Source organism: Streptomyces sp. NPDC031497 (assembly GCF_055580905.1).
Genome location: NZ_JBVIKO010000017.1, coordinates 123955 through 144839 on the forward strand (window position 1 = coordinate 123955; position 20885 = coordinate 144839).

Here is a 20885-nt window from a genome sequence, read left to right on the forward strand (position 1 = left end):
CGAAGCTAGCAGCCGCTGCGAGCAAGCGGGAGGCCCTGTGGAAAACCCGGAACGAGGCCCTGTGGACGACTCGCTGCGCGGCCGGACCGTCGTGGTCACCGGCGGAACCAGGGGCGTGGGCGCCGGGATCGCCCGGGCCTTCGCCGAGGCCGGCGCCCACGTCCTGACCTGTGCCCGCCGACCACCCGGACAACCCCTCGACGGCATCGAGTTCACCCCCCTCGACCTGCGCGACCCGCCCGCCGTGCGCGCCTTCTTCGACGCCCTGCCCCGGGTCGACGTGCTCGTCAACAACGCGGGCGGCACTCCCTACCGGCGGCTCGCCGAAGCGGACGCCGAGCGGCACGCCCGGGTGATCGAGCTGAACCTCCTCACCCCGCTGACCGCCTCCCTCGCCGCGTACGAGCACCTGCGGCGGGCCCGGGGAGCCGTGGTGATGATCGGCAGTGTCAGCGGCGGCCGCCCCTCGCCGGGCTCCGCCGCCTACGGCGCGGCCAAGGCGGGACTGGAGAGCCTCGCCCGGTCCATGGCGGTGGAGTGGGCACCGGAGGTCCGGGTCAACACGCTGGTCGTCGGCATGGTCCGCACCGAGCTGGCCCACCTCCACTACGGCGGCCAGGACGGCGTCGACGCCGTCTCCCGCACCGTCCCGCTTCGCCGCCTCGCCGCCCCGTCCGACATCGGCGCCGCCGCCGTCTTCCTCGCCTCCGACGCCGCCGCCTACATCAGCGGGGCGAGCCTGCTCGTGCACGGCGGCGGGGAACGGCCGCCCTTTCTCGATGCCGCGACTTCCAACAAGCCGTCCGACCAGGAGGACTGAGATGAGCGGAATCTGCACGGGCCGGGTCGTGGTCGTCACCGGCGCCGGGCGAGGGCTCGGCCGGGCCCACGCACTGGCCTTCGCCGCCGAGGGCGCCCGGGTCGTCGTCAACGACCTCGGTGTCGGCCTCGACGGCGTGCCGGGGCCGGACCATCCCGCCGGGGCCGTCGTGGACGAGATCCGCGCGGCCGGCGGCGAGGCGGTCGCACACGGCGGTGACATCGCGACCACCGCCGGGGCCGCCTCTTTGATCGGAACGGCCGTCGAGACCTACGGCAGGCTCGACACCCTCGTGAACAACGCGGGCTTCCTGCGCGACCGCATGCTCGTCAACCTCGGCGAGGACGACTGGGACGCGGTCATGCGGGTGCACCTCAAGGGCCACTTCCTGCCGCTGCGGCACGCGGCCGAGCACTGGCGGGCCGAGGCCAAGGCGGGCCGTACCCCGGTGGCCCGGATCGTCAACACCAGCAGCGGAGCCGGACTGCTGGGCTCGGTCGGGCAGGGCAACTACAGCGCCGCCAAGGCCGGCGTCGTCGGCCTCACCCTGGTCGCGGCCGCCGAACTGGCCCGCTACGGCGTCCAGGTCAACGCCGTCGCCCCGGCCGCCCGTACCCGGATGACCGAGCGCGCGTTCGCCGCGACCATGGCCGCCCCCGACTCCGGCTTCGACGCCATGGCCCCGGAGAACGTCTCCCCGCTCGTGGTCTGGCTGGGCTCCGCCGCGAGTGCCGGAGTCACCGGGCGGGTGTTCGAGAGCGAGGGCGGCCGGATCACCGTCATGGAGGGCTGGCGAGCGGGGCCGACCGCCGACAAGGGCGCCCGCCGGACCCCGGCCGACGCGGGGGAGACGGCACTGAAACTGCTGGCCGAGGCGGCGGCACCGGGGGCGGTGTACGGGGCCTGACCTGCGGGTCGGTCCAGCGGGCCGGTCTAGGTGTCGCACTCCAGCACCGTCCGGCACAGCGAGCAGCGGGCCCGGACCCGGCCCCTGACCGGCACCCTGATCCGCTGGTGGCAGGTGGGGCACGGGAACGAGACCCGCAACTGACCGACGCCGTCCGGCGTGAAGGTGTAGGGGGTGCCGGAGTGCGGGGCCGGGGCGGCGGGGGCGTGCCGGCGGTCCCGGGCGTAGCGGCGGCGGCCGGCCCAGCCCGCCGCGGTCAGCGGCGGCTGCTCCTCGTCCTGGCGGGCCCGGGCCATGCCCTTCTCGTACGCGGTGTAGGCCTGCGGGCTGGTGAACCACACGGACGGGTCCTCGTGGAAGGCGAGGGAGCGCTTGGCCAGGACGTAGCCGAACTCCTCCGGGGTGAGGTAACCCAGCTTCTGGGACGCCTCTCCGTGCTCCCGGTAGGCGTCGAGCAGCAGCCAGCCCGCGCCCAGGTAGGTGGTCGCGGTGTCCGTGAGGATCTCGTTCGCCGGGATGCTCGGGAAGGACAGGTCGAGCCGGTGCAGATAGACGTGCATCACCTCGTGGGCGAGGGCCGCGCCGATGTCCCTGCGGTGGGTGCGGAAACGGTCGTTCAGCTCGACGAAGTACTCGGGGCCCGCGGTGAGTTCGACGTTGGCCGCGTGGGTCATCTCCCGGAAGCCGACGATCATCCGGGCGTCCGGCAGCCGGAAGTGCCGGACCATCTCGTGGGCGACCCGCTGGGCGCCGAGGTGGAGGTCGTCGGTGTCACAGAACGCGACGTCGGCGGGGAGCACGCTGGTGGCGAAGGTCTGGACGGTGTCGTACGACAGGCGCCGGTACAACGCCGTGATGGCGGCCCGCACGGTGTCCAGGTGCGGGTAGCCGTGTTCTACCGGGCCGCCGTTCGCCACGTCCCTTACCCCCACAGACGCCGCCGGAGATTTCTTCCACTGTATGCGGGGGCGGGGGATTTCGGGGGTCGCAAGGTTGTTGGTCGGCCGCGGGCGAGCGGGGGCTCATCGCGCCCACGCGGCGGTAGCCGCATATCCATACAGCCCCGCGCCCCTAAAGGGGCGCCATGCGCGCCGTTCCCCGGTCGGTCCCCTGAAGTTCCAGGACCCACACCTCGTTCTCGCCCTCCCTCAGGACCGGACCCGGCACGTACAGCGACTCCTGCGGGCCCGCCGACCAGTACCGGCCCAGGTTGAAGCCGTTGACCCAGACGAAGCCCCGGGTCCAGCCGGGGAGTTCCAGGCGGGCGTCCCCGGCGCCGCGGACCGTCACCGTGCCTCGGTAGAGCCCGGGCACGCCGTCCTCCGGGAGCGAGCCGAAGGCAACAGCCTCCACGCCCCCCTCGAACGCGTCCAGATCCAGCCCCCGCGCGCGTACCCCGTGCAGGAACTGGCGTTCGTGCAGGAGGCCGCCGGTGATGCCCTTCGTCTCGCCCGAGCGGGGGCCGTAGTTGACGCGGCCCAGGGACTCCACCCAGAGCTCCACGCGCGCGGGGCCGGCGACCGGCTCCTTGAGCTGGGGTTCCTCCTCGGTGAGCACGCCGGCCCGCTCCCCGTCGACGTACACGACGGCCAGATCGCGCAGCCCCCGCGCGGTGAGCGGATACGGCCGGCGGGGTCCCGGCACGTCCGCCGCGTAGCGGACCAGGCCCCGGCCGATGCCCAGCTCCTCGAAGGTGGGCGGGACGGCGTGGACGCCTTCCGGGCCGCCGAGCGCTTCCAGGACGCCGGCCAGGGATGCCCAGCCGGTGACCGTCACGTCGGCCGCCGAGGCCAACCCGGCGGGCGCGGGCGGCGGTTCGGGCAGGGGCTCGGCGTGGTAGTCGGCCAGCACCTCGCGGAAACGCCAGAACTTCTCCGTGGGGCGGCCGTACTCGTCGATCGGCGCGTCGTAGTCGTACGACGTCACGTCCGCCTCCAGCGGGCCCTCGTGCAGGTCGCCGCCGGGCCGGTTGGCTCCCGCCCAGCCGGCGAAGTTGGTGCCGCCGTGCGCCATGTAGACGTTCACGGAGGCCCCGCAGCCGAGGATCTCCCGCAGCGCCGCCGTCGCGTCCTCCGCGTCCCGCACGACGTGCTCGCCGCCCCAGTGGTCGAACCAGCCGCACCAGAACTCCATGCACATCAGCGGGCCCCGCGGCTGGTGCCGGCGCAGCGTCTCGAAGGCCACGCGCGCGTGGGAGCCGAAGTTCACCGTCGCCAGCAGCCCGGGGACCGAGCCGCCGGTGAGCATGTGGTCCTCGGGGCCGTCCGAGGTGAACAGCGGCACGGTGACGCCCTCCGCGCGCAGCCGCCCGGTGAGATGGGCCAGGTAGTCGGCGTCGGAGCCGTAACTGCCGTATTCGTTCTCGACCTGGACCATGATCACCGGGCCGCCCCGGTCCAGCTGCCGGGGCACGACCTCGGACAGCAGGTTCTGGAACCAGCGGTCCACGTACCGGAGGAAACGCTCGTCACGCGTGCGTGCGCGTGCGCCGAGCTCGCCCGTCACCCAGTGCGGCAGACCGCCGTTCTCCCACTCCGCGCAGATGTACGGCCCCGGGCGCACGATCGCCCACAGGCCCGCGTCCCGCGCCGCGTCCAGGAAGCGGCCGAGGGCCCCGAGGTCCTGGAAGGAGCCCGGGCGCGGCTCGTGCAGGTTCCACGGGACGTACGTCTCCACGCAGTTCAGCCCCATGGCCCGCAGCATCGCCAGCCTGTGGTCCCACTGCTCCTCGTGCACCCGGAAGTAGTGCAGCGCGCCGGACAGCAGCCGTACCGGGCGGCCGTCGAGCAGGAAATCCGTTTCGCCCACCGTGAAGTCGCTCATAGGCTCACCTTGGCCCTCTGGCGGGCGCCGAGACCATGGACAAAGATCGGCAGCAGTTGGACTGAAGAGCCGAGAAGAAGGAGCGCGCAGTGCCGGGAGGGGCGCCGATCTTCCGCACCTGGATGCGGTTCTTCACACCCGGCCCCGTCCACCACCGCCTCGGCCTGGTCTGCCAGGGCGTCGGCCTCCAGTACGGCGCGGTGCCCGCCGTCGGCCCCCGCGTGCTCGACGGGCACGTCGCCGTGGTGATCAGCTCCGGCCGGGGCTGGTACCGCACACCCGACGGGCGCCGTACGCCGGTCACCGCGCCCGCCCTGGTGTGGCTGACGCCGGGCGTCCCGCACCACTACGGGCCGGACCCGGACAGCGGCTGGGACGAGGGCTTCGTGACCTTCACCGGGCCCGACACCGCGACCTACACGGAGCTCGGCTACATCGAGCCCGAGCGGCCCGTGGTGCCCCTGGCGGACGCCGCCGGACCCCGGGACGTCATCGCCCGTATCGCCAGGGCCGCCCGCCGCGGCAACCCCCTCCTGGAGGTCGAGACCGGTGCCGCCGTGCACGAACTGCTGGTCGCCCTGCGGCGCGCGCGTGCCGACCTCGCCCCCGACGGGGACCCGGTCCTGCCCGCGCTCGCCCGGGACGCCTGCACCGGCATGACCGTCGCCGACCACGCGGCCCGGCACGGCATGACCGCGGCCGAGCTGCGTACCGCCGTCCGCCGGATCGCCGGGTGCAGCCCCAAGGACTATCTGATCGGCATCCGGCTCGGCCGCGCCCAGGAACTCCTCGCCGCCACCGAACTCTCCGTCGCCGCCGTCGCCCGCCGCGTCGGCTACGACGACCCGGCCTACTTCTCCCGCCTGTTCACCCGCCGCGTCGGCATGGCCCCCGTGCGTTTCCGCGCCCAGCAGAGCCGAGCCGTCCCCGACGACTGGAACGACGGCCTCGACGAGGACGGCCTCGACGAGGGCCCTTAGTGATCACGCGGTCGTCCCCTTAGGGTTGACGCCCATGACCACCAGCAACACCGGTACCGGTGACGTCGACCCCGCCGTCCGCGCCGAGCTCGGCCGGCTGCGCGACAGCATCGACAACATCGACGCGGCCGTCGTCCACATGCTCGCCGAACGCTTCAAGGCCACCCAGCAGGTCGGCCGCCTCAAGGCGGTCCACCGGCTGCCCCCGGCCGACCCGGCCCGCGAGGCCCGCCAGATCGCCCGGCTGCGCGCCCTCGCCGAGAACGCCAAGCTGGACCCGGCCTTCGCCGAGAAGTTCCTGACCTTCATCATCGCCGAGGTGATCAGACACCACGAGTCCATCGCCGAGGACACCGTCGACGGCCGGCCGGCGGACGCGCACTGAACCGGCCGTACGTCCCGAAGAGCGCCCGGCCCCGCCGGGCCCACCGGCGGTGACGAGGCGCTCGAACAGGTGCCCAGCGGCCGGGCCGGCCGTCGGCCGCACCGCGTCCACCAGCGCCGTCCCGTCCCGCCGCACGACCAGGGAGCGGACATAAGCCGCGTACCGCTCCCGCCCCTGTGCGTTGTCGGTGTCATCGGGCAGCATGGCCCGCATGTCCGTACTGACTCGCGACGAAGCGCAGAGCCGCGCCGAGCTCCTCGACGTCCACCGCTACACGATCGACCTCGACCTGACCACCGGGGACGAGACCTTCGACTCCCGAACAGTGATCAGGTTCACGGCCCGGTCCGACGGCGACACCTTCGTCGAGATGAAGCCCGTCGAACTGCGCGCCGTCAGCCTCGACGGACAGCCCCTGGACCCCGGGGCGCTGGACCAGGACCGGCTGCCCCTGAGGAACCTCACCGCCGGGGAACACGAGCTGCGCGTCGACGCCACGATGCGCTACTCCCGCACCGGCGAGGGCATGCACCGCTTCACCGACCCCAGCGATGACGAGACGTACGTCTACACGCAGCTCTTCCTGGACGACATACAGCGCGTCTTCGCCGCCTTCGACCAGCCCGACCTGAAGGCCGTCTTCGAACTGTCCGTCAAGGCGCCCGAGGACTGGACCGTGCTCGCCAACGGCGTCACCGAGCACCTCGGCGAGGGCCGCTGGCGGGCCGCCGCCACCCCGCTGATCGCCACCTACCTGGTCGCCGTCGCCGCCGGTCCCTGGCACTCGGTGCGCACCGAGCACCGCGGCCTGCCCTTCGGCATCCACTGCCGCCGCTCGCTCGCACCGCACCTCGACGCCGACGCCGAGGAGATCCTCGACATCACACGCGCGTGCTACGACCGCTACCACGAGAAGTTCGAGGAGCCCTACCCCTTCGACTCCTACGACCAGGCGTTCGTCCCCGAGTTCAACGCCGGCGCCATGGAGAACCCGGGCCTGGTCACCTTCCGCGACGAGTTCGTCTACCGCTCCGCCGTCACCGACACCGAGCGGCAGACCCGCGCGATGGTCATCGCCCACGAGATGGCCCACATGTGGTTCGGCGACCTCGTCACCCTGAAGTGGTGGGACGACATCTGGCTGAACGAGTCGTTCGCCGAGTACATGGGTTACCAGACCCTCACCGAGGCCACCCGCTTCACGGAGACCTGGGTCGACTTCGGCGTCTCCCGCAAGGCCTGGGGCTACGACGCCGACCAGCGCCCCTCCACCCACCCGGTCGCCCCCGAGGCCGTCGACGACACCGCCGCCGCCCTGCTCAACTTCGACGGCATCTCCTACGCCAAGGGCGCCTCCGCACTGCGGCAACTGGTCGCCTGGATGGGCGAGAAGGACTTCCTCGCCGGCATCAACATCCACTTCCGGCGGCACCGGTTCGGCAACGCCACCCTCGCCGACTTCATCGACTCCCTCGCCGCCGCCACCGAACGCGACGTGCACGCCTGGGCCGACGCCTGGCTGCGCACCACCGGCGTCGACACCCTCACCCCGGTCCTCGCCACCGCCCCCGACGGCACCCGCACCCTCACCGTCGAGCGCACCGGCAGCCGCCCGCACCGCGTCTGCGTCGGCGTCTACGACCGGGACCTCGCCGACGAGGGCCGGCTCGCCCTGCGCGAGCGCATCGACCTCGACATCCCGCAGAGCGCCCCACAGGACCTCGGCAAGCGCCCCGCGCTGCTCCTGCTCAACGACGGCGACCTGACCTACGCCAAGGTCCGCTTCGACGCCGAGTCCACCAGGACCGTCCGCGCCGGCCTGTCCGGCCTGCCCGACCCCCTCACCCGCGCGGTGGTCTGGAACGCCCTGCGGGACGCGGTCCGCGACGGCGAACTCCCGCCCGCCGACTACCTGGAGACCGCCCGGGCCCATCTCCCGCGCGAGACCGACCTCGCCCTCGTCCAGGGCGTGCTGGCCTTCACCTCGGTCCAGGTCGTCGACCGGTACCTCAGGCCGGAGGACCGCCCGGCCGCCCTCGCCACCGTCTCCGCCCTGTGCCGCGACTTCATCCGGCGCACCGAGGACGGCGACAACCCCGGCCTGCGCCTGATCGCCGTGCGGTACTTCATCCGCGCGGCCGCCCACCCCGACGCCATCGCCGCCTGGCTCGCCGAGGGCACCGTGCCGGGCGGCCCCGAACTCGACCCCGAGCTGCGCTGGCGCGTCCTGAGCCGGCTCGCCGTCCTCGGCGCCACCGACGAGGCGCAGATCGCCGCCGAGCTGGCCCGCGACCCCAGCGCCAGCGGCCAGGAGGGCGCCGCCCGCTGCCGGGCCGCGCTGCCCGACCCCGAGGCGAAGCGCAGGGCCTGGGAGGCGATGTTCACCGGCGACGACCTGTCCAACTACCTCTTCACCGCCACCGCCCAGGGCTTCTGGCACCCCGAACAGGCCGACCTGGTCCGGGAGTACGTGCCGCGCTACTACCAGGACGCGGCCGCCGTCGCCGCCCGGCGCGGCCCCGCCATCGCCGCCGTCGCCGGCCGCGAGGCCTTCCCCACCCACGCCGTCGACGCCGAGAACCTCGCCCTGGGCCGGGCCTGTCTGCGCGACGCCGACCCGGTCACGGCCCTGCGCCGCCGCCTGACCGACGAACTCGACGACCTGCAGCGGGCGTTGCGGGTCCGCGAGGCGTAGGACCGCCGACGTAGGACGACACGGGTGCGGCTGGTCCCTGATGACGATGCGGGGGCCCGCCGCCGCTCCTAGGCTCGGTGTCGAAGAAGCACCAGAGACCCAGGGAGAAACCCGTGATCGTAGTCACCGGTGCCACCGGCAACGTCGGCCGCGCCCTCGTCGCACGTCTCGTCGCCGACGGACAGCCCGTGCGCGCGCTCACCCGCGCCCCGGAGACGGCCGGCCTGCCCGACAAAGCCGAGGTGGTGCGGTTCCGGCCGGACGACCAGGCCGCCCTGTTCGAGGGTGCGGACAAGGTCTTCCTGTACGTCCAGGGCGCCGACGGCCGGATGCCCGAGCTGCTGGACGCGGCCCGCGCGGCCGGAGTGCGACAGGTCGTCCTGCTCTCCTCCGGGATCATCCAGGAGGGCGCCGACGAAACCCACCCGATCCACGCCATGCACGCCACCGCCGAGCGGCAGATCCGCGACAGCGGCCTCGCCTGGACGTTCCTGCGCCCCAACGCGTTCGCCACCAACGCCCTCCAGTGGGCACCCCAGATCCGGGCCGGCGACACCGTCCGCGGTGTCTTCGCCGACATGCTCACGGCACCCATCCACGAGGCCGACATCGCCGCCGTCGCGGAACGCGCCCTCCTCGACGACGGCCACGAGGGCGCCGTCCACCGCCTCACCGGCCCCGCCGCGACCACCAACACCGACCAGATCGCCGCGATCGGGCGGGCCGTCGGCCGGGACCTGGCCTTCGTCGAGGTGGGACCGGCGGAGGCGGCCCCGCTGCTCTTCCCGCAGACACCGCCGGAGCTGGTCAGGGGCATCCTGAAGACCTTCGCGGACACCGTCGGCGTCGCTCCCGAGATCACCACCGCGGTCGAGGAGATCACCGGCAGCCCGGCCCGTACCTTCGAGCAGTGGGCCAAGGACCACGCGGCCGACTTCCAGCCCTGAAGGCCCGACCAGAGCCCTCAGTCCGCCGCCAGCCGTAGCTCCGCCCGGCGCACGCCTCCTTCCCGGGGTCCCGGGCGCCGGTTGCCCACCTCGGCCGCCCTGGGCGCCGCCGCGCCCAGCGTGAAGCCCAGGCGCTCCAGGAAGCACGCCCCGGACCGCCAGCCCGCCGGCACACTCGCCGTCACCAGGGAGATCCCCTCGGCATGCGCGAGCAGCGACTCGGCCAGCGCCCGCCCGAGACCCCGGCCCCGCACCCAGGGCGCCAGCAGGAACAGGCCCACCGCGACCGCGCCGGGCACCGGATGGTTCCGTACCGCGTCCACCAGGCCGGAGACGACCCCGTCCCGCTCCAGCACGAGCAGCACCTTGTCGTCGGGGTCGGCGCCCTCGGGCAGCCCGTAGAACAGGCTCTGCACGTCGCCCGGCCCCGACGGCAGTCCCGTCGCCGCCACGAACCAGTCCTCGCACGCCTCGAACAGGTCGAGGAGCGGCCCCTCGTCCGAGGGCAGCGGCTCCCGCACCAGCACCCGCTCACCGGGCACGTCGATCATCCACGCGTCAACCACCCGACCGACGTTAACCCCGCTCAGCCCCGGTCTCAACGCCCTGTCACCGCCTGCTCCGACGCGCCCTCGGCACACCGCCCCGACACGTTTTCCCCGCACGGCAGTACCCACTTTCGGGTTCCGATCGTTGAGCTTTGGGGACGCGCAGACCCAATCCCGTACAAGCTGGAACTCCCCCCGCGGACAACCCCTTTCGGCCGGCGCCCCGAGGAGACCCATGAGTACGCCGCCTCTCGCATCCGGACCCCAGGGCCCCGACGCCCTGCGGCCCCTGCTCGACACCGTGCTCGACGCGCTGCGCGCCGGCGGCCGGGCCCGCGGCGGACCGCTGCCGGCGGGCGGCCCGGAGGCGGTGGCCGAGCGGGTCGCGGACGCCGTCGGGGACGTCCTCCCGGACGACGGCGACCCCGACGCCCTGCGCACCTTGGTGACCGCCCTCGCGGCGGGCGCGGCCGACCCGGCCGACCCGCTGTGCGCGGGCCATCTGCACGGCCCGCCGCTCGCCGTCGCCACCGCCGCCGACCTCGCCGCGAGCGCCCTCAACCCCTCGCTGGACTCCTGGGACCAGGCCCCGGCGGCCTCCGCCCTGGAAGCCATGGTCACCCGCGCCCTCGCCCATGCCCTCGGCCTCTCCGACGCCGTGGTCACCAGCGGCGGCACCGAGTCCAACCAACTCGCCCTGCTCCTCGCCCGCGAGGCCCTCGGCGGCGGTGTCCGGCTGATCTGCGGCGCCAACGCCCACCACTCGCTGCCCCGGGCCGCCTGGCTGCTGGGCCTGCCCGACCCGGTCGTGGTCCCGGCGCCGAACGGCACCCTCGACCCGGCCGCCCTGCACGCCGCCCTCAGCCACCTGCCGAAACCGTTCGTCGTGGCCGCGACCGCCGGTACCACCGACGCCGGCCTCATCGACCCGCTCCCCGAGATCGCGGGCCTGTGCGCGGCCCACGGCGCCCGGCTGCACATCGACGCCGCCTACGGAGGCGCTCTCGCCTTCAGCGACCGGCACCGGGACAAACTCGCCGGCCTGGAGCGCGCCCACACCGTCACCCTCGACCTGCACAAACTCGGCTGGCAGCCGGTCGCCGCCGGCCTCCTCGCGGTCGCCCGCCCCGCCGAGCTCGGCGTACTCCACCACCGCGCCGACTACCTCAACGCCGACGACGACACCGAGGCCGGCTACCCCGACCTCCTCGGCCGCTCCCTGCGCACCACCCGGCGCCCCGACGTCCTCAAGATCGCGGTCACCCTCAGGACCCTGGGCCGCTCCGGACTCGGCGCCCTGATCGACCAGGTGTGCGCACGGGCCCGGGAGTTCGCGGCCCTGGTCCGGGAGCACCCCGGTTTCGAACTCTACGACCGGCCGAACATCAGCACGGTGCTGTTCCGCCCCGCCGGAGCCACCGACGACGACATCGCCGGCATACGGCGCAGGCTGCTGCACGACGGCCGGGCCGTCCTCGGCCGGGCCCGGCTCGACGGTCGGCTCTGGCTCAAGGCCACCCTCCTCAACCCCCACACCCGGCCGGACGAACTGGCCGTCCTCCTCAAACTCGTGGAAGGAACGACGCCCCAATGAGCTCGCTGCCCAACCCCCCACACCAGGAGCCCGAAGCACCCCGCGACCTGGTCGGCATCGGCGTCGGACCGTTCAACCTCTCCCTGGCCGCCCTCGCCCACCCGCTCGCCGAACTGGACGCCGTCTTCTACGAGCAGCGCCCCGGCTTCGACTGGCACCCCGGGCTGCTGATCGACGGCGCCACCATCCAGGTCCCGTTCCTCGCCGACCTGGTGACCCTCGCCGACCCCGCCAGCCCCTGGTCGTTCCTCAACTACCTCAAGTCCCGCGACCGGCTCTACCCGTTCTACTTCGCCGAGCGCTTCCACATCCGGCGCGCCGAGTACGACGCGTACTGCCGCTGGGTCGCCGAGAGCCTGCCGGGCCTGCGTTTCTCGCATCAGGTGGACGCGGTCCGCTGGAACTCCGAACGGGACCTGTTCGAGGTCGACTTCACCCAGCTCGACGCCGACGGGGAGGCCGAGTCCCTGGGCCGTACGTACACGAAGAACGTCGTGCTCGGAGTCGGCACGGTCCCCCATGTGCCCGACCCGCTCAAGCCCCTGGTGGAGGCACCGGGCGTGCCCGTCGTGCACGCGGCCGACTACCTCGAGCACCGCGAGGCCTTCCTCGCCGCCGAGCACGTCACCGTCGTCGGCTCCGGACAGTCCGGCGCCGAGGTCTTCCTCGACCTGCTGCGGCACCGCCCGGCGGGCCGCGAGAAACTGCACTGGATCGGCCGCAGCGAGGCCTTCGCGCCCATGGAGTACTCCAAGCTCGGCCTGGAGCACTTCACGCCCGACCACACCCGCTACTTCCACGCCCTCGCCGAGCCCGTCCGGGACCGGCTGGTCGCCTCCCAGTGGCGGCTGCACCGCGGCATCGACGCCGACACCATCGCCGCCATCCACGAGGAGCTCTACCGCCGCACCCTGCACGGCGGCTGGCCGGACGCCGTCCTCACGCCCGGGGTCCAGGTCCGCACGGCCGGACGCATCGCCACCACCAAGATCGAGCTCCATCTGGAACACATCCAGCAGGGCAGCCGCTCCCGGCTCCCCACCGACGCCGTGGTGCTGGCCACCGGCTACCGCGAGCGCCCCCTGGGCCGGCTGCTCGCCGGACTCGACCCCTATCTGCGCCGGGACAGCAGTGAACGCCCGCGCGTGGACGAACGGTTCCGGCTCGTCCTCGACCCGTCCGTGACCGGATCGGCGTACGTGCAGAACGCCGAGCGCCACACCCACGGCGTCGGCGCGCCCGACCTGGGCCTCGCCGCCTGGCGCAGCGCCAGCATCCTCAACTCCCTCACCGGCAAGGAGCCCTACCCGCTGCCCGCCCGCACGGCCTTCACCAGCTTCGGCCTGGAGCGGTCGGAGGACAGGGTCCCGACACAGCACGGGCAGCGGCCGAGGCAGCTCACCCCCCTGGCCGACTGAGCGACGGGCGCCGGTGCCAGGGCCGGCGCCCGCCGACCCCCGTCAGAACACCGGCGTGCCGTCCCGGGTCAGCTTCCAGTCCGCCGACGCGAAGTCCTTCGGGTCCAGGACGCCCTTGGCGGTCACCCACTCCGCGATCCGGGTACGGATCTCCGTCGACTCCGACCACAGCTCCTTCGCCGACGCCACGTACGGGAACGCGCCGCCGCCGTTGGCTCGGTAGTTGTTCACCGCCAGCACGAACTGCCGCGCGTCGTCCAGGGCGGCACCGTCGTAGGTCAGGTTCCTGATCCGGGACCCGGCCGGCTGGGCGATGTCGATCTCATATCCGAGGCCCGAGACGTAGTCGTAGTTGTAGTCCGGACGGTTGTTCGCGTTGGTCAGCTTGTCCACGTCGACGACGGTGCCGGCGGCCGTCTGCACGAAGTACTCCGCCGAGTACTCCAGGTAGGCCCGGATCTGAGCGCCCGTCATCACCTTGGCGACCAGCGTGTTGTCGTACACGTACAGGCTCGACAGGTCCCGGATGGTGACCTCGCCGGCCGGGATCTGGGAGGTCCGGGAGAACGGCGAGGCCTGCGCGAGCACCGGGAGCGCGGCGTACTCGGTGCCCGCCAGGGCCGCCTTGACCACGTCCTCCTGGACCTTGGTGATCAGATCGATGATCGGGGCGTCCTTGTAGCGCGCCTCGACCGTGGTGAGGGTCGCGGTCGCGGTGCCGACGACCTGGTTGACGTACTCGACGACCTTCGCGTGCTCGTCCTTCAGCAGCCGGGTGATCTTCGGGTCGTCGGCGACGGTGTTGGAGTTGCGCAGCGAGGCGGCGACCGACTCCACCTCCCACCCGCCCTTGGCGAACACCAGCTCGATGTCGAAGAGGGTGAGGCGCTCGGCATAGCACAGCGGCTCGGAGAGCACGACGGTCTTCCCGGTCGCCTCGTTGGTGACCTTCAGCTCCGGGATCTCCACATGCGCGTGGCCGACCAGGATGGCGTCGATGCCCGGCACCTGCCTGGCCACGTTCGCGGCCGCGTTCTCGACGTACGGCACCTGGTCACCGTAGGAGGAGGTACCCGAGGTGCCGGAGTGGGCCGAGACCACGACCACGTCCGCGCCCATCGCCTTCAGCCTGGGCACCCACTTCGCGGCCTGCTCCTCAAGCCCCGGGAAAGCCAGCTTGCCCTGGACGTAGGCCTTGTCCCAGATCGCGATGCCCGGGTTGGTCAGGCCGAGCACGGCGACCTTGACCGGCGGGGCGCCCGGGACATGGAACTTCTTCATGAAGTACGGCGGGAAGGCGGGCCTGAGGGTCTTCGCGTCGACCGCGTTGGCGCCGAGCAGCGGGAAGCGCAGCTGGTCCTCGAACCTGCGCAGGGTCTCGATGCCGTAGTTGAACTCGTGGTTGCCGAGCGCCGCCGCGTCGTACCCGATCGCGTTCATGGCCTGCGCCATCGGGTGCACCGGGCCGCCCTTGGCGGTGATCGGGTCGACCTTGGCGTAGTAGTACGCCAGCGGGGTGCCCTGGATGGTGTCACCGGCGTCCAGCAGCAGGGTGTTGTGGCGGCCCTTCTCCTCGCGCACCTGGTTCACCAGGGTCGAGACGCGCGCCAGGCCCAGCGCGTTGCCCTTGGCGTCCGTGTACTCCGCGTCCTTGAAGTAGTCCCAGTTGAAGACGTTTCCGTGCAGGTCGGTGGTGCCCATGACGGTCAGGGAGTACCGCTTGGGGTGCTTGGCCGGCCTCGGGGAGGCCTGGGCGGCCTGCGCCGGGGCCGCCGCCGCTCCGGCGACCGCCACTCCCGCCCCGGTGGCGGCGGACTTCTTCAGGAACTTCCGGCGATTCAAGGGCATGTCTCGATCTCCTCGGGAAATGGTCAACGACGCGCGTAGATTCTGTCCTGGGCATGACCTACGGCAACAGGTCCGGGAGGTTGCGATCTGGTGACCCGGACAGTGAACTCCACTGCGCACACACGGGGATGGCGTGACAGAGTGGGGCGTATGACCGCACCCTCGCCCGAGGACCGCAAGCCCGTCGGCACACCCGACGCGCCCCTTCTCGTCGTGCGCGGCGAGGCCGAGCTGGAGGTCGAACCCGAGCTGGCCCGGATCGGCGTCACGGTGAGCGCCCGAGGCCGCGACCGTCGCTCGACCCTGGACGACCTCACCCGCCGCAACACCGCCGCCCTCGACCTGATCAAGTCCTACGGCGAGGCGGTGGCGCACCTGTCGACGGGGACCTTCTCGATCGCCCCCGAATTCGCCGAGCGCGGCCGGGGCGAGCGGGTCCGCAGCTATCAGGGCCGGGTCCAGCTCACCGCCGAGCTCACCGACTTCACCGCCCTCGGTGAACTCGCCACCCGCCTCGCCGACTTGGAGCTGACCCGGGTCGACGGCCCCTGGTGGTCGCTGCGCCCCGACTCACCCGTGCACGGCGAGGCCCGGCGGCGGGCGGTCGCCGAGGCGGTACAGCGCGCCCGGGAGTACGCGAGCGCCCTCGGCACCTCCCTGGCCGCCCTGGTCGAGCTGGCCGACACGGGCATCGACGGTCCTCAGCCGCGCCGGGCGGCTTTCGGCGGCGGGGTCCGACGGATGGCGGCCGCCGCGGAAATCGCCGAGCCCGCCGAACCCCTCGATCTCGAACCTCCGCGACTGCGCGTAGCCGCTCAGGTCGGCGCGCGATTCACGATGGCGCCGCCGGAGCTGTGACCCGGGAAGCGATGTTCGGTATTTCGAATAGATGAGCGCTCGCATTCCCGCGTTCAACATATGCGAGATGCTCATCGGAGCGGGCCACCGCACAATTCAACACTTGTCAATAGGCCTTCACGCAAAGGTTGTTGGGTCGTCATGTACGGCCAATTCTCTACCCACCGGTAAGGCCTAGGCTCGAAGCATGCGCCGAGCAAAGATCGTTTGTACTCTGGGGCCCGCCACCGACTCGTACGACCAGATCAAGGCCCTGGTCGAGGCCGGAATGGACGTCGCCCGATTCAACCTCAGCCACGGCAGCTACGCCGAGCACGAGGAGCGCTACCAGCGTGTCCGCAAGGCCTCCGACGAGACCGGTCGCAGCGTCGGGATGCTCGCCGACCTTCAAGGCCCGAAGATCCGCCTCGGCAGCTTCACCGAGGGACCGGTACTCCTCGAACGCGGCGACACCTTCGTCATCACGGTCGAGGAGGGCGCCGAGGGCGACCGCCGGCAGTGCGGGACGACGTACGCCGGCCTGGCCGACGACGTCACCCCCGGTGAGCGCGTCCTCGTCGACGACGGCAAGGTCTGCCTGGAGGTCACCCACGTCGACGGCCCCCGGGTGCACACCACCGTCGTCGAGGGCGGCATGGTCTCCGACCACAAGGGCCTCAACCTCCCCGGCGTCGCCGTCTCCGTCCCGGCCCTCTCCGACAAGGACGAGGCCGACCTGCGATGGGCACTGCGCACCGGCTTCGACGTCATCGCCCTCTCCTTCGTGCGCAGCGGCAGCGACGTCGAGGACGTCCACCGCATCATGGCCGAGGAGGGCCGCCGCCTCCCGGTGATCGCCAAGGTGGAGAAGCCGCAGGCCGTCGAGAACATCGACTCCATCGTGGCCGCCTTCGACGGCATCATGGTCGCGCGCGGCGATCTGGGCGTGGAGATGCCGCTGGAGCAGGTGCCGATCGTCCAGAAGCGCGCCGTCAAGCTGGCCAAGCGCAACGCCAAGCCGGTCATCGTCGCCACCCAGATGCTCGACTCCATGATCGACAACTCCCGGCCCACCCGCGCCGAGGCCTCCGACGTCGCCAACGCGGTGATCGACGGCACGGACGCGGTGATGCTCTCCGGCGAGACCAGCGTCGGCAAGTACCCCATCGAGACCGTCCGGACGATGGCGAAGATCGTCGAGGCGGCCGAGGAGGACATCCTCGCCAAGGGGCTGCCGCCACTGACCGAGAGCAACAAACCCCGCACCCAGGGCGGCGCGGTCGCCCGGGCCGCCGCCGAGATCGGCGACTTCCTCGGTGCGAAGTTCCTGGTCGCCTTCACCCAGTCCGGAGACACGGTCCGCCGGCTCTCCCGCTACCGCTCGCCGATCCCGCTGCTCGCCTTCACCCCGGAACCGGCCACCCGCTCCCAGCTCAACCTGACCTGGGGCGTCGAGACCTTCCTCGGCCCGCACGTCGACTCCACGGACAAGATGGTCGACCAGGTGGACGAACTGCTGCTGAAGTACGGCCGCTGCGAGAAGGGCGACGTCGTGGTCATCACGGCGGGGTCGCCTCCCGGGGTGTCCGGCTCGACGAACATGGTCCGCGTACACCACATCGGCGAGGACGACAGCCCGAAGTGACGCGTGAGGGCCCCTCTTGAGGAGGGGTCCTTATCAATACTTGGGGCCCACGTGGGTGTCCATGAGGGCCACCGAGGCCTTCTTGGCGACGGAGATGTTGTACGGGTTGCCGTCACGCTTGCAGTGCGTCCACTCGATGCCGAGGTTGTCGAGGGTGTCGGTGTAGAGCTGGCGGATGTCCTCGGAGACATTGGTGAAGAAGTACCGGGGGTACTCGTACCGCTTGCGCTCACCGGCTACGAGGCGGGTGGTCCAGTTGGTGATGCGACAGCCGTCGGAGTGGATGAGGCCGCGGATGAATTTCCAGGGGTGGGCGTCGACGATCTTCTGTTGCCAAGGTTCGAGGATGATCGGGCGCTCGTGTTTCTTGCCCGGGCCGTGCTGGGGGAAGAGGTCGGGCCAGTGGGGGCTGTAGCCGACCACCGACACATAACCTTGGGCCTGCACGTGGTAGGCAGTGCCCGAGGGGTTGATCGCGCGCATGGCGATCTCGCAGGCGTCAATCAGCCCCGGCCACGAGTTGGCGCAGGCGATACGCAGGTAGTAGCCGTTCCCGCGGGGGTGAGTGCTGATGCAGCCATCGCCGAGATAGAGGCCCAGCAGGTAGGAGTAGGCGGCTTCGTTCTCCGGCGGTCCTGGTGGTGGCGGAACCGCCATGCGAGGCAGAGGTTCCAGCCGCACCGTCCAGGAGCGGATTGCGGCTCGCGAGACACCGGTCTCTCGACTCACCGAATTCAGGCTGCGTCCCTGTGCGACCAGAGCGAGTGCTCGCCTGCGTGTGCTGACGTCGTACATGTGGCCACTGTGGGAGGGAGGCCGCGGTGACACGCAGCAAAAAGCGGAAGGCCACGCGAACGTGGTCCTCCGCTTGAAAGTCATGACCTTGGAAACCAAGGAAAAGTGCCCCGGGTCGGACTCGAACCGACACTGTACGGGTTTTGAATCCGTTGCCTGCTGCCAATTGGGCTACCGGGGCTCGAAGAATCAAAGGTCACACCCGACCCTCCGCGCGTCCACCTTACCGCAGCTAGGTAGGCTCTTGTCAGCAGTACCCCTGCCCTGAACGAGGAGCCCCCGTGACCGCCGCCGAGTCGCCCAAGCCAGTCGACGTACCCGACGACGACAAGTCGCATGTGCCTCCGTTGACGACCCGTGTCGTCATCGCCGAGGACGAGGCCCTGATCCGGCTCGACCTGAAAGAGATGCTGGAGGAGGAGGGGTACACCGTCGTCGGCGAGGCCGGCGACGGTGAGCAGGCGGTCGAACTCGCCCGCGAGCACCGCCCCGACCTGGTCATCCTGGACGTCAAGATGCCCAAGCTGGACGGCATCTCGGCGGCCGAGAAGATCGCCGCGGAGTCCATCGCCCCGGTCCTGATGCTCACCGCGTTCTCGCAGCGCGACCTGGTCGAACGGGCCCGGGACGCCGGCGCGATGGCGTACCTCGTCAAGCCGTTCAGCAAGAGCGATGTCGTCCCCGCGATCGAGATGGCCGTCTCCCGCTTCACCGAGCTGAAGCAGCTGGAGAAGGAGGTCGCCGACCTCACCCTGCGCCTGGAGACCCGCAAGCTGGTCGACCGTGCGAAGTCCATCCTGCAGACCGAGTACGGCCTGAGCGAGCCGGCCGCGTTCCGCTGGATCCAGAAGACGTCGATGGACCGCCGTATGTCGATGCAGCAGGTCGCGGAGGCGGTCATCGTGGACAGCGACGAGAAGAAGTCCAGCAAGGGCTGACCGGCCGTCCGCCGACGACGAGGCCCGCGCTCCGGGGAAGAGGGAGCGCGGGCCTCGTCGTATCGAACCCGGGTGTCAGTCCTCGCCCAGGTAGGCCTTGCGGACCGACTCGTCGTGCAGCAGGTCCTGGCCGCTTCCCGACAGCACGATGTTGCCGACCTCCATCACGTGCCCCTGGTCGGCCAGCGACAGCGCGGCCTGGGCGTTCTGCTCGACGAGCAGGATCGTCGTGCCTTCGGACTTCAGCTCGGCGATCGTCGCCATGATCTTCTGCATCATGATCGGCGAGAGTCCCATGGACGGCTCGTCGAGCATCAGCAGCTTCGGCTGGGACATCAGCGCCCGCCCCATGGCCAGCATCTGCTGCTCACCGCCGGAGAGGGTGCCGGCGGCCTGCTTGCGCCGTTCGCCGAGGATCGGGAACAGGGCGTACGCCCGCTCGATGTCCTTCTCGATGCCCGGCTTGTCGTTGCGCAGGAACGCGCCGAGGCGCAGGTTGTCCTCGATGGTCATGCGCGGGAAGATGTGCCGGCCCTCGGGGGAGTGGGCCAGGCCCAGCGAGACGATGTTGTGCGCCGGGATCTTCTTCAGCGACTTGCCGTTGAACCGGATCTGCCCGCCGACCGGCTTGAGCAGCCCGGACAGTGTGCGCAGGGTCGTGGTCTTGCCGGCGCCGTTGGTGCCGATCAGGGTGACGACCTGGCCGGCCTCGACCTTGAAGGAGATGCCCTTGACGGCCTCGATCTTGCCGTAGGCGACCCGCAGGTCCTCTACTTCGAGCAGTGCGGTCATCGGTCGTTCTCCTTGCCGGGCGCGGCGTCGGTCGGGGACTCGGCGTTCGCCTCGGCCGCCTCGACCTCGGCGGCCTCCTCGTCGCCGGGCGCGTTCTCGAACGGCTCGCCGAGGTATGCGGCGATGACCCGGTCGTCGCCCTGCACGGTCGCGCTGTCGCCCTCGATGAGTTTCTCGCCCTGCACCAGAACGGCGACCCGGTCGCAGAGGTTGAAGATGAAGCGCATGTCGTGCTCGATGACGAGGACGGCGATGCCCATGTCGCGGATCTTGAAGACCAGTTCCTCGGTGGTCCGGGTCTCCTGCGGGTTCATGCCGGCCGTCGGCTCGTCGAGGAGCAGGAGTCCCGGCTCGCTGGCGAGGGCGCGTGCGATCTCCAGCTTGCGCTGCTCGCCGTAGGGCAGGTTGCGGGCCAGGTGCTCGGCCTTGCGCTCCAGGCCGACGAACTCCAGGAGTTCCATGGCCCGGGCCCGGGAGGCCGCCTCGGCGCGGTGGAAGCCGGGGCCGCGCAGCAGGGCCGACCAGAGGCCTTCCTTGGTGCGGGTGTGCCGGCCGACCAGCACGTTCTCCAGGACCGTCATGTTGGCGAACAGCCGGATGTTCTGGAAGGTGCGGGCGATGCCTGCCGCCGTGACCTTGAAGGACTTCGGCGGCAGTACCTGGCCCTTGTAGCGGACCTCGCCCTCGGTGGGGATGTACAGGCCGGTGAGGCAGTTGAAGAAGGTGGTCTTGCCGGCGCCGTTGGGGCCGATCAGACCGACGATCTCGCCGCTGTTGACGGTGAGGTTCACATTGCGTACGGCGGTCAGGCCGCCGAAGCGCATGGTCACGCCGCGTGCGTCGAGCACGGTCTCGCCGGATGCGGAGGCGCCGGGCGCGGCGTCCTGGACGGTGGTGTCGGTGGTCATGGTGG

18 protein-coding genes and 1 tRNA gene are annotated in these 20885 nt (G+C 71.5%); 11 read left to right on the forward strand and 8 right to left on the reverse strand.

Annotated elements, in window-relative coordinates; all coding sequences use genetic code 11:
- Window positions 1-61 precede the first annotated feature (61 nt).
- Both ACZ5K7_RS30670 and ACZ5K7_RS30675 read left to right on the forward strand, forming a co-directional pair.
- Window positions 62-820, forward strand: a complete 759-nt coding sequence (locus ACZ5K7_RS30670) for an SDR family oxidoreductase (protein ID WP_351695122.1) — start codon at window positions 62-64, stop codon at window positions 818-820.
- Between the two features lies 1 nt (window position 821).
- The gene (locus tag ACZ5K7_RS30675; RefSeq protein WP_351695120.1) at window positions 822-1727 is read left to right on the forward strand and encodes an SDR family oxidoreductase; all 906 of its coding nucleotides are present in this window, start codon (window positions 822-824) and stop codon (window positions 1725-1727) included.
- Between the two features lie 26 nt (window positions 1728-1753).
- Here ACZ5K7_RS30675 and ACZ5K7_RS30680 read toward each other — a convergent pair whose 3' ends face one another.
- Together ACZ5K7_RS30680 and ACZ5K7_RS30685 are read right to left on the reverse strand one after the other, a co-directional pair.
- Window positions 1754-2644: a hypothetical protein gene (locus ACZ5K7_RS30680; protein WP_351695118.1), complete on the reverse strand. Its 891-nt coding sequence runs from the start codon at window positions 2642-2644 to the stop codon at window positions 1754-1756.
- A gap of 154 nt (window positions 2645-2798) precedes the next feature.
- Window positions 2799-4550, reverse strand: coding sequence for a glycoside hydrolase family 35 protein (locus tag ACZ5K7_RS30685; protein ID WP_468918236.1), 1752 nt, complete (start codon window positions 4548-4550; stop codon window positions 2799-2801).
- 107 nt (window positions 4551-4657) lie between these two features.
- Between ACZ5K7_RS30685 and ACZ5K7_RS30690 the strand changes: the two genes are divergently transcribed.
- The 4 genes from ACZ5K7_RS30690 (at window position 4658) to ACZ5K7_RS30705 (ending at window position 9557) form a co-directional block, all read left to right on the forward strand.
- Window positions 4658-5530 (forward strand): helix-turn-helix domain-containing protein, encoded by an 873-nt coding sequence (locus ACZ5K7_RS30690; protein WP_351695450.1) that lies wholly within the window; start codon window positions 4658-4660, stop codon window positions 5528-5530.
- A 34-nt stretch (window positions 5531-5564) separates the two neighbouring features.
- Entirely contained in the window at window positions 5565-5915 is a 351-nt protein-coding gene (locus ACZ5K7_RS30695; RefSeq protein WP_351695113.1) for a chorismate mutase, read from the forward strand.
- Window positions 5916-6126: 211 nt separating this feature from the next.
- Complete coding sequence (pepN, locus tag ACZ5K7_RS30700; protein WP_351695111.1) at window positions 6127-8610, forward strand: aminopeptidase N; 2484 nt, start codon at window positions 6127-6129, stop codon at window positions 8608-8610.
- A 113-nt stretch (window positions 8611-8723) separates the two neighbouring features.
- The gene (locus tag ACZ5K7_RS30705) at window positions 8724-9557 is read left to right on the forward strand and encodes an NAD(P)H-binding protein (protein WP_468918240.1); all 834 of its coding nucleotides are present in this window, start codon (window positions 8724-8726) and stop codon (window positions 9555-9557) included.
- A gap of 17 nt (window positions 9558-9574) precedes the next feature.
- On the opposite strand, the gene ACZ5K7_RS30710 is transcribed toward ACZ5K7_RS30705, so the two are convergent.
- A complete protein-coding gene (locus ACZ5K7_RS30710) occupies window positions 9575-10123 on the reverse strand; it encodes a GNAT family N-acetyltransferase (protein WP_351695107.1) in 549 nt (182 codons plus the stop codon).
- 217 nt (window positions 10124-10340) lie between these two features.
- Between ACZ5K7_RS30710 and ACZ5K7_RS30715 the strand changes: the two genes are divergently transcribed.
- Together ACZ5K7_RS30715 and ACZ5K7_RS30720 are read left to right on the forward strand one after the other, a co-directional pair.
- Window positions 10341-11699, forward strand: a complete 1359-nt coding sequence (locus ACZ5K7_RS30715) for a pyridoxal phosphate-dependent decarboxylase family protein (protein WP_468918243.1) — start codon at window positions 10341-10343, stop codon at window positions 11697-11699.
- The gene (locus ACZ5K7_RS30720) at window positions 11696-13117 is read left to right on the forward strand and encodes a lysine N(6)-hydroxylase/L-ornithine N(5)-oxygenase family protein (RefSeq protein ID WP_468918245.1); all 1422 of its coding nucleotides are present in this window, start codon (window positions 11696-11698) and stop codon (window positions 13115-13117) included. Before ACZ5K7_RS30715 ends, ACZ5K7_RS30720 begins: the two co-directional genes overlap by 4 nt.
- Before the next feature lie 42 nt (window positions 13118-13159).
- Here ACZ5K7_RS30720 and ACZ5K7_RS30725 read toward each other — a convergent pair whose 3' ends face one another.
- Window positions 13160-14965: a bifunctional metallophosphatase/5'-nucleotidase gene (locus ACZ5K7_RS30725; RefSeq protein WP_351695101.1), complete on the reverse strand. Its 1806-nt coding sequence runs from the start codon at window positions 14963-14965 to the stop codon at window positions 13160-13162.
- Window positions 14966-15115: 150 nt separating this feature from the next.
- Here ACZ5K7_RS30725 and ACZ5K7_RS30730 point away from each other — a divergent pair, with 150 nt between their 5' ends.
- Both ACZ5K7_RS30730 and pyk read left to right on the forward strand, forming a co-directional pair.
- Window positions 15116-15823, forward strand: a complete 708-nt coding sequence (locus tag ACZ5K7_RS30730; protein WP_351695099.1) for an SIMPL domain-containing protein — start codon at window positions 15116-15118, stop codon at window positions 15821-15823.
- Between the two features lie 187 nt (window positions 15824-16010).
- Window positions 16011-17447 carry a pyruvate kinase gene (gene pyk / locus ACZ5K7_RS30735; RefSeq protein WP_453018819.1) on the forward strand — a complete coding sequence of 479 codons (1437 nt, stop codon included), beginning with the start codon at window positions 16011-16013 and terminating at the stop codon, window positions 17445-17447.
- A 33-nt stretch (window positions 17448-17480) separates the two neighbouring features.
- Here the strand turns inward: pyk and ACZ5K7_RS30740 are convergent, their stop codons facing one another.
- Both ACZ5K7_RS30740 and ACZ5K7_RS30745 read right to left on the reverse strand, forming a co-directional pair.
- The gene (locus ACZ5K7_RS30740) at window positions 17481-18242 is read right to left on the reverse strand and encodes a helix-turn-helix domain-containing protein (RefSeq protein WP_468918250.1); all 762 of its coding nucleotides are present in this window, start codon (window positions 18240-18242) and stop codon (window positions 17481-17483) included.
- A 106-nt stretch (window positions 18243-18348) separates the two neighbouring features.
- Window positions 18349-18423, reverse strand: a tRNA-Leu gene (locus tag ACZ5K7_RS30745).
- Between the two features lie 100 nt (window positions 18424-18523).
- Between ACZ5K7_RS30745 and ACZ5K7_RS30750 the strand changes: the two genes are divergently transcribed.
- The gene (locus ACZ5K7_RS30750; protein ID WP_351695094.1) at window positions 18524-19180 is read left to right on the forward strand and encodes an ANTAR domain-containing response regulator; all 657 of its coding nucleotides are present in this window, start codon (window positions 18524-18526) and stop codon (window positions 19178-19180) included.
- 75 nt (window positions 19181-19255) lie between these two features.
- Here the strand turns inward: ACZ5K7_RS30750 and ACZ5K7_RS30755 are convergent, their stop codons facing one another.
- Together ACZ5K7_RS30755 and ACZ5K7_RS30760 are read right to left on the reverse strand one after the other, a co-directional pair.
- Entirely contained in the window at window positions 19256-19972 is a 717-nt protein-coding gene (locus ACZ5K7_RS30755; RefSeq protein ID WP_468918254.1) for an ABC transporter ATP-binding protein, read from the reverse strand.
- Complete coding sequence (locus ACZ5K7_RS30760) at window positions 19969-20880, reverse strand: ABC transporter ATP-binding protein (protein ID WP_468918256.1); 912 nt, start codon at window positions 20878-20880, stop codon at window positions 19969-19971. The genes ACZ5K7_RS30755 and ACZ5K7_RS30760 overlap by 4 nt, the downstream gene beginning before the upstream one ends.
- Between the last annotated feature and the right edge of the window lie 5 nt (window positions 20881-20885).